The following is an 8,780-nucleotide window of genomic DNA, read 5'->3' as shown; positions in this document are numbered from 1 at the left end:
AAGCATACTTTTATAACGCTAATCGTTGTTTGCGTTTCATTTATCGCACCGATACTTCTCTTGTACTCCTACTCTATCGTACCAAGTACTCAAAGCATAAGAGATCCATTCGTATTTTCCGGTACTATAAAAGAACTTAAAAGGCACAAAGGACATTATCGTACGAAAGCCAATTGTGTAGTGTCAATCCAAAATAATAATAAAATCATCACTAGACGCTTTGTAGATGTAAAAATTTCAGAAGGAACATATATTTGTGATATATTTTTTAAAGAATATGTATTTAATCGATGTATAATCATAAATATGTCTGATTTTGTATTGAATAAGCTGAGCCGCTGCGATGATGGTTTGGTTTTATTTAAAGATACGACAAACATGAGCTATCTCTACAAAGGAAGAAAAACTAGCGTTATAGCTGGTATAATTTTAGTTTTAATAGCTTTTATATTTACTTTCAAGCTTCATAAAGACTATAAAAAATCCAAACTAAAAGATTAAATTTAATCTCTAAATTTACAGCGCTTGCGCGAGTATAAATTTTGCAAAATCCTCGCGGGAGTTCGGGCATTTGCACACTTCGTAGTATTCGTAACCTAGCTCGCGCGCGCTAGCCCTATAAAAAATATCCAGCTCAAAATCGGTCTCGGAGTTATCCACGCAAAACGCGATCGGAAATATGAGCGCTTTTTTGCTCTGCAGATCTCGCAAAACGTCCGCGACATTGGGCTCTAGCCACTTCACGGGGCCCAGGCGCGATTGATACGCCAAAATGATCTCTTTAAATTTAATCCCGCGCGCAGCCAGCAGATCTTTTAAAATTTCCACGTGCGCCTTTACCTGCGCCTCGTATGGATCGCCCGCGGCGACCATTTTTACAGGCAGTGAATGCGCGGAAAATATGAGCGAAATTTGAGAAATTTCATCTGCGCTAAATTCCGCGACGCACTCTGCGATTAAATTTAGTAAAATTTCGTTGTAAACGGCGCTATCGTAGAAAATATCAACTATCTTATAATTTTTTATCCCGAGCCGCTTAAGCGCCGCTTCGGCAGAGCACAGACTCGATTGCACCGTAGTTTTTGAGAAGTGCGGATACAAAGGCATCAAAATTATCTCATCAAAATCCGCGTATTTTTTAAACACATCCTCTGCAAATGGCGGCGTGTAATTCATCGCATAATCGCAAATTAGCTCGTCTATCGGTTTTTCATCCTGCGGCGCCTCGTTTTGCAGCGGCTCGCCCTGTGTCGGGACATCCTGCGGCGGCTGATTTTGTAATAGAGTGTCTTGCGCTGGCTCATTCGCAGCGCTTGCATCCGCCGCGCCTTCAAATTTTAACCCCGCGCTTAATTCGGCTCGCGCTAGTTCATTTACTCGCTCGCAAAGTGCCTCGGTGATGGAGCATATAGGCGAGCGTCCGCCCAGTTTTTCGTAGTTGCTACGCGCCGATGCGGTTCTGCTTTTTACGATGAGCGCAGCCAAAACGCTGCGCCAAAAATCACTCTTAACGCCCAAAATAAAGGGGTCGTTAAACATATTTTTTAAAAAAACTTCAACCTCGCTCAGATTGTTCGGACCGCCCATGTTGAGTAAAATTAGGGCTTTTTTCATGAGATGATTTCTCTGATTTTTATCGCATCCTCGACGCTTGCAAGACCCGCGTTAGTACTGCTGTCACACATCGCGCAAAATGCTTCGTGTTCGCGGCGCAGCGAAAAGTCATCGCGATCGACGCGCAGATTTACGCGCCCGTCAGGCGTAATTTTAAAAAGAGTTATTGAGATTAGATCGCCGAAATACACACCGCTGTCGGTGCAAATCTCGATACCGTGGCGCCTGATCGGATAGAGATTGGACTGCATTAGCGTGCAATAGCAGCCGCTTTTTGTGTGAAGCGTCGCGCATGCGGCTAGAGTGCGCTCTTTAGAGATATTTTTGCTAAGTTCTATGCAGGCGATCTCGCTGTGAGAAAGCAGCCGCACAAGATCGATATCTCTAAAAAGGGCATTGGCGACGATATCTGCTCTATCATCGTTTGCAAAACCGCTTACGAAGCTCATTGAAAAAATTTTATCCCCCTTGGCAAGCTCGCGTAGCAAGGATACGATTACTGGATTGTAGCGGTCGGAGTAGCCTACGGCTAGGCGCGTGCCGTTAGTAGTGACTGCGTAATTTATCTCTCTGGCTTCGGCTAGGCTTTGCGCGAGCGGAGATTCTACGAAGATATTTTTGGTAAACGGCAGGCATTTTAAAATCAGCTCTTTATGCGATGGCGGGGGAGCCGTGATGACTACGGCATCGGGCTTGGCGACGTTAAAAAGATCGGTTAGATTATCAAAGATCGGATAGCGCGGGCCGAAATTTTCACTGCTGCCCTTATGATAAAGCGCTACAAGCTCGAAATAATCGCTCCTTCTTAGCTCGCTGAAGTGCTTTTGACCAAGCTCGCCCATGCCTATGATCGCTATCTTTTTTTTCATCGCCATGCCCTAAATTTAATCTTTCGCGCCATTATAACTAAGAATGGTTAAAATTTATAATTTTTAAAATCTAATTTAGCTAAAATGCGCCTTTAAAATTTAACTTGAAATCAGGACAAATCATGGATATTAGAAGCGAATATTTAAATTTCTTTGCAAGCAAGGGGCATCAGATCATCCCCAGCGCGCCGCTGGTACCAGATGATGACAGCTTACTTTTTACAAATGCGGGCATGGTGCCGTTTAAAAGTATATTTACAGGAGCCGTTCCGCGTCCGACGCCGCCTATCCGCACGAGCTGTCAGACCTGCATCCGCGCCGGCGGCAAGCACAATGACCTAGACAACGTCGGCTACACCGCGCGCCACCATACGTTTTTTGAGATGCTTGGCAATTTCAGCTTCGGCGAGTATTTTAAAGAGCAGGCAATCGCCTATGCGTGGGAGTTTATCACTGAAATTTTAAAGCTTCCAAAAGATAAACTCTACGTCACCGTGCACGAAAAGGACGACGAAGCGCTTGGATTCTGGGCGCGCCACATAGCGCAGGAGCGTATATATCGCTTCGGCGATCACGATAACTTTTGGGCGATGGGCGATACCGGACCGTGCGGACCGTGCAGCGAAATTTTTTATGATCAGGGCGAGGAGCATTTTCACTCATCCGAGGATTATATGGGCGGCGACGGCGACCGCTTTTTAGAGATTTGGAATTTAGTTTTCATGCAGTATGAGCGCAGCAAAGACGGCAAGCTTAGCCCGCTTCCAAAGCCTAGCATCGACACGGGCATGGGCCTTGAGCGCGTCACGGCGATTAAAGAAGGCAAGTTTAGCAACTACGACAGCTCGCTTTTTATGCCGCTAATTGATGAGGTTGCAAAGCTTTGCGGCAAACCTTACGTTTATGAAAGCGGCGCGAGCTATCGCGTCATCGCCGATCATATCCGCTCGGTTACGTTTTTGCTAGCGCAGGGAACAAATTTTAACCGCGAGGGCAGGGGATATGTTTTGCGTAGAATTCTGCGCCGTGCCGTTCGCCACGGCTATCTGCTCGGCATCAAAGAGCCATTTATGTATCGCCTCGTGGATAAAGTATGCGAGCTGATGGGCGGGCACTATGCCTATCTGAACGAGAAAAAGCAAGCCGTAAAGGAGCAGATCAAACTCGAAGAGGAGCGGTTTTTCGCCACTTTGGCAAACGGCATCGAGCTTTTTAACGAGGAGCTTGCGCGCACTAAAGAAATTTTTAGCGGCGAGGTCGCGTTTAAGTTATATGATACCTACGGCTTTCCGCTCGATCTGACCGCCGATATGCTGCGCGAGAAAAATTTGCGCGTGGATGAGGCTAAATTTGACGCGCTTATGAGCGAGCAAAGGCAGATAGCTAAAGCCGCATGGAAGGGCAGTGGCGATAAAAACGTCCGTGGCGATTTCAAGGCACTGCTAGAGAAATTTGGTGAGAATAAATTTAGCGGTTACGAAGAGCTTAGCCGCACGAGCAAGGTTTTAGCGCTACTTAACGAGGATTTTGCGGAAGTGGATGAGCTCAAAGCCGGCGATATCGGCTGGGCGATGTTTGATATCACTCCGTTTTATGCACAAAGTGGCGGTCAGACGGGCGATAGCGGCGAAGTGGAGTCCATAGCCGATGTGTTTGATACTCAGAAATTTTATGGGTTAAATTTATCCCACTTGTGCCTTAATCGTAATCTGAAAATCGGCGATATCGTCGGGCTCAAGGTTTCTGAGGAGCGTGAGCAGATTGCACGTCATCACAGCGCGACGCACCTTTTGCACGCGGCGCTTCGTGCGGTGCTAGGGGCTCATATCGCTCAAGCAGGAAGCTTAGTTGAAGCGGACCGCTTAAGATTTGACTTCTCGCATCCTAAGGCACTTAGCGACGAGGAGCTAGCTAAAATCGAGGAATTTGTAAATAACGCCGTTTGCAAGGGCTGTGCGGCAAAAACTGAGATTATGGATATAGATGACGCTAAAAACAGCGGCGCGATTGCGCTTTTTGGCGAAAAATACGGCTCAAAAGTGCGCGTTGTGAGCTTTGGAGAGATTAGTAAGGAGCTTTGCGGCGGAATTCACGTGCGTAATTTAAGCGAGATAGGACCGTTTTTTATCGTCAAAGAAAGCGGCGTAAGTGCGGGTGTTAGGCGTATCGAGGCAGTTTGTTCGCGCGCGGCTTTAAATTTGGCGCTTCAAAATCGCGCTAAGCTTGCTGAAATTTCTGCGGAGCTAAAAGGGATTGAGCCTCTCCATGCGATTGAGAAATTAAAAGATGAGATCAGATCGCTAAAAGATCAGATCAAGCATGCAAGCAGTTCTCATGCACTGGCTTTTCTAAATGTCGGTGATACCAAACTTTGCGTAGCCTCGGTCGAAAGCGGTGATATAAAAACTATGATAGATGAGTTTAAAAATAGCCACGAAAAGGCGGCGATAATGCTGATGCAAGTAGGCACCGACGGCAAAATTTCAATCGCAGCAGGTGTTAAAAACGCGCCGATCAAAGCTGGCGAGTGGGTTAAGCTAGCAGCGCAAATTTTAGGCGGCGGTGGCGGCGGACGCAATGATTTTGCGACCGCAGGCGGCAAGGACGTGCTAAAAATCGAAGAAGCGATCAAAGAGGCGATCTCTTACGCAAAAGGTAAAATTTGAACGAAATCGATACCGGCTTCATCAAAGCCTCGCAAATTTTGCCGCTGATTCACATTTTAAGCGTGATTTTTTTGATCTGCGCGCAGATCTGCGTATTTTTGATCGCGCGGATTTTTATGAATTTAAGCAGTAAAAGTCAAGCGGATGCGAAGGATGTAAAATTTGCAGAAATTTTACGATATATGAAACGCTATGAGCAGTTCTTTGCGCTATTTTTGGTGATCGTTTGCGTAAGTGGATTTTTTCTTGCGGACGGCGGAAGTTTTAAATTTTCAGATCCTATGGTAAAAGGTGCGATTGCGACGCTATGGGCTGGCGCCGGCTTTATACTACTAAATTTTATCTACATGCATTATAAAATTTCATCTTTGAAGCGAGCTTTGGATGCAGGAGATGAGCTTGAGGCGAATGAGCATTTAATCATCGTCGTTAAATATTTCATCCCGTTAAATATCGTAGTTACGCTGATTTGCGTTTATCTAGGCGTGACTGTGGGCGAGTTTTGATGATCTATTTAGCCTCCAGCTCGCCTACTAGAGCGCAAATTCTAAAGGATAACGGCGTAGAATTTACGCAAATTCCTTTTAATTTCGACGAAAGCGGCGTTAGTAAGGACGATGCACGCACCTATGCCTACCGCATTGTCTTGGCCAAGAAAACGCAGTTTTTTAAAATTTATAAAAATTATGATAGAGTGCTGTTTGCCGATAGCTCTGTGCTTGCCGGCGGCGAAATTTTAGGCAAGGCGCGGGATGAAGCGGACGCGTTAAGGATGCTGCGAGCCCAAAGCGGTGCTAGCTGCGCCGTTTATACTGCGATGATTTTTTGCAGTAAGGCGTTAGAGCTTTCGGCACTTAGCGTCGCAAGCTTTGAATTTGCGGAATTTACTGAAGCGGATTTAAAAGGCTATATCGCTAGCGGCGATTGGCGCGGCAAGGCGGGTGCGATGAGTATCGAAGGCTTTAACGAAAAATATATCAAAAGCTCGCGTGGGTCAAAATTCACGGCGATGGGGCTTGATCTGGAAATTTTAAAGAGGTTTATATGGTAAGAGTTTTATTTAGTTTTATTACGGTTTGCGCGTTCGCAGCAGGCGGCATCTTTTTGTATTTTTATTCGCAGATCCGCTTGGAATCGGACTCCATAATCAATTATCATCCAGAGCTCACGACTAAAATTTACGATCGCAACGGCAATTTGATAGCCAATGTTTTTAATGAACAAAATAGAATTTACGTAAAATTTGACGAGATCCCAGGCCGCGTGATCGAGGCGCTCGTAGCTATCGAGGATACGGCGTTTTTCGAACACGGCGGTGTGAATGTCGAGGCGATTTTTAGGGCGATTATTAAGGACGTCAAAGCGATGAAATTCGTCGAAGGGGCTTCCACGATTACGCAGCAGATCACGCGAAATTTAGTTCTTTCGAGCGAAAAGAAGCTTGATCGCAAGATCAAAGAAGCGATCCTATCGCTTAAAATAGAAAACGCCCTAAGCAAGGAACAAATTCTAGAGCGTTACTTCAACGAAGTGTATTTTGGACACGGATATTACGGCATCCGCACGGCGGCTTTGGGATATTTCAAAAAGGATTTGCAAGATTTGAGCCTTAAAGAGATCGCGATTTTAGTGGGCTTGCCGAAAGCTCCTAGCAGCTTTGATCCTACTAAGCACCTGGATTTGTCGCTTTCGCGTGCCAATAACGTGATTTATAGGATGCATGAGCTCGGCTGGATAAATAAGACCGAATATGAGCTTGCGATGAACGAGCAGCCTACGATCTACAACGAAACGCTCACGCAAAATGTAGCGCCGTATGCCGTAGATGAGATTATAAAAGAAGCCGAAAAAATTCTACCGGACGTCCGCACGGGCGGATACCGCATAGATACGAGCCTTGATCTAAAGGCGCAGGCGATGGCGCAAGAGGCATTAGTTTTCGGCTACAATGAAATTTTAAAGCGCAACAAAGACGCCAATGCAAGCAACGTAAACGGCGCTATGGTCGTCACGCATCCGCAAAATGGCGAAATTTTAGCCTTAGTAGGTGGCGTGGATTACGCGAAATCAAATTTCAATCGTGCCAGCCAATCCCAGCGCCAAACCGGCTCCAGCTTCAAGCCTTTCGTCTATCAAATCGCCCTTGATATGGGCTACTCGACGATGACCGAAGTACCCGATATAGCTAGAGAATTCGACGACGGCAGCGATAAAACGTGGAAGCCTAAAAATTACGACAAGACTTACAGCGGCTACATCACGATCAAAGAAGCTTTAACACGCTCGCGTAACCTTGCCTCGATCAATCTGATGCAATCTATCGGCGTTGATCGCGCGGTAAAAAAGCTGGGCGAGTTCGGCTTTAAAAACGTCCCGCCCGCCCTGTCAGTGGCTATCGGCAGCTACGGAATTTCGCCGCTTGAATACTCCACGATGTATTCGATGTTTCCGGGACTTGGGATTACTGCAAAATCAAAATTTATCGTTTCGATTACCGATAAGGACGGCAAAACTCGCTTTATAGAGCCTGAGCGCCGCCGCGTGCTGCGCCCTGAACAGGCATATCTGATGACTACGCTACTAAAAAATATCGTGCAGCGCGGCACCGGCACTCGCGCGCGCGTGCAGGGCATCGACATAGCGGGCAAAACAGGCACCTCAAATGATAGCATAGATGCGTGGTTTTGCGGCTTTACGCCCGATTTGCAGATCATCATCTGGTACGGCAACGACGATTATAAACCTATGCGAAAGGTCGAGGGCGGCGGTCGTACCGCAGCACCGGTGTTTGCAAAATTTTTAGATGCCTATTTAAAAGAATATCCGCAAACCAAGCGCAACTTCACCGTCCCGGACGGCGTTTTCAGTCGCCCATACAACGGCAAGGAGGAATATTACACTAAAATTTCGCCACTTCCTAAACCCCGCGAAAGTAGTAGCGACGGATCGCTTTAAATTTGGATGCAAATCTAAATTTTAATCCGTTTTCGGAAGCCTTGCATGAATTGCGTTTATTACACAAACATAAATATGCTAATTTTTATAGTTTGTTTAAGGTTGTAGGCGCTAAAATGCGTAATCATTTTATTTAGGGGTTAAGATTGCAGAATTTAGATTTTGAAAGCAAAAAGATAAGAATAAAAAATACTCGTGTAAAATTCGGCAAATTTTTTACGAAATTATGTTTTATATATTTTTTATATTCTCTTAGCGCCTTTATAATTCCTAAAAATATTTTAGATATTTCTCCTGCGTGCTTGAATTTCGTAAATTTTATGAAAAGTTATTTTCCAAATATCGAAATTATCGGTAGTATTAGCCCATACACCCAACTTTCGGAATTTTACGTTAGTATTATGTGGATATACGGGATTATTATTTTTGCGGTTTCTAGCTTATATTCATTGGTTTATTATATTTACTTTTGCAGATATGATGATGATTTTATATTGCTTTCAAAAAAGAAGCGGGAAAACGATTGCCCGTTTTTGTTGCTTCCGTTTATGTTTGGTCTTGGTATTTTTATGTTTGAGGTTTATTATACCGGATATTTTGCAAGCAGCGGTATAAGCATAAGAACAAGCCATTTTATGCCGGAATTTCAAAGTAGATTTTCAATTTTTGGATATAT

General features: G+C 45.0%; 8 protein-coding genes. 6 read left to right on the top strand and 2 right to left on the bottom strand.

The window, feature by feature from the left end:
• Positions 1–501, top strand: a 501-nt coding sequence (locus tag Q0140_RS03310; RefSeq protein ID WP_297961859.1) for a hypothetical protein, incomplete at its 5' end; no start/stop codon positions are given.
• A gap of 15 nt (positions 502–516) precedes the next feature.
• Here the strand turns inward: Q0140_RS03310 and hemH are convergent.
• Together hemH and Q0140_RS03300 are read right to left on the bottom strand one after the other, a co-directional pair.
• Entirely contained in the window at positions 517–1,614 is a 1,098-nt protein-coding gene (gene hemH, locus Q0140_RS03305) for a ferrochelatase (protein WP_297961856.1), read from the bottom strand.
• Complete coding sequence (locus tag Q0140_RS03300; protein WP_040304050.1) at positions 1,611–2,483, bottom strand: Gfo/Idh/MocA family oxidoreductase; 873 nt, start codon at positions 2,481–2,483, stop codon at positions 1,611–1,613. The genes hemH and Q0140_RS03300 overlap by 4 nt, the downstream gene beginning before the upstream one ends.
• A gap of 122 nt (positions 2,484–2,605) precedes the next feature.
• Here Q0140_RS03300 and alaS point away from each other — a divergent pair, with 122 nt between their 5' ends.
• The 5 genes from alaS to Q0140_RS03275 all read left to right on the top strand — a co-directional run.
• Positions 2,606–5,149, top strand: a complete 2,544-nt coding sequence (gene alaS, locus Q0140_RS03295; RefSeq protein ID WP_297961849.1) for an alanine--tRNA ligase — start codon at positions 2,606–2,608, stop codon at positions 5,147–5,149.
• Positions 5,146–5,655, top strand: coding sequence for a hypothetical protein (locus Q0140_RS03290; RefSeq protein ID WP_297961846.1), 510 nt, complete (start codon positions 5,146–5,148; stop codon positions 5,653–5,655). The genes alaS and Q0140_RS03290 overlap by 4 nt, the downstream gene beginning before the upstream one ends.
• On the top strand, positions 5,655–6,200 hold the full coding sequence (gene maf / locus Q0140_RS03285; protein ID WP_297961843.1) for a septum formation inhibitor Maf: 546 nt from the start codon (positions 5,655–5,657) through the stop codon (positions 6,198–6,200). Before Q0140_RS03290 ends, maf begins: the two co-directional genes overlap by 1 nt.
• A complete protein-coding gene (locus tag Q0140_RS03280) occupies positions 6,194–8,104 on the top strand; it encodes a PBP1A family penicillin-binding protein (protein ID WP_297961840.1) in 1,911 nt (636 codons plus the stop codon). The genes maf and Q0140_RS03280 overlap by 7 nt, the downstream gene beginning before the upstream one ends.
• A gap of 146 nt (positions 8,105–8,250) precedes the next feature.
• The coding region (locus Q0140_RS03275; protein WP_297961837.1) for a hypothetical protein at positions 8,251–8,780 on the top strand (530 nt) is incomplete at its 3' end.

Origin of the sequence: uncultured Campylobacter sp., assembly GCF_938045405.1 — a bacterium.
In the GTDB taxonomy this organism is placed as follows: Bacteria; Campylobacterota; Campylobacteria; order Campylobacterales; family Campylobacteraceae; genus Campylobacter_B.
Note: the sequence above shows the minus strand (reverse complement) of the source record. Positions and strands in the feature narration are given on the sequence as shown.